Consider the following 286-nt stretch of genomic DNA (forward strand, 5'->3'; position numbering starts at 1 on the left):
TGAGGCGGAGGCGTGGCAGACGCTGTGGTCCACCTGGCGCGCCGTGTCGAAGAAGGCGTCTTGGGCGGCGCCTTCGGGTTCGAGATGGGTGAAGACGGCGATCTCGATCGGCGAGAGGCGGCGGCGCCGGCAGGAATAGGAGATGTAGTCCTGGAGGGCGGCGGCGCGGCGCGGCCCTTCGCCGAAGGCGACGTAGGGCAGGCGCGCGGCGATCTCCCGGGCCAGGGTTTCGAGGATCCAGCCGCGGGCCGAGGTGACGATGTTGACGAAGCTCATCCCGCCGCGG

At 71.0% G+C, this 286-nt stretch carries 1 protein-coding gene; it reads right to left on the reverse strand.

Annotated elements, in window-relative coordinates:
- The coding region (locus AC1MIR_RS27860) for a hypothetical protein (protein WP_480031415.1) at window positions 1-286 on the reverse strand (286 nt) is incomplete at both ends.

Source organism: Falsiroseomonas sp. RANM36, assembly GCF_056682175.1.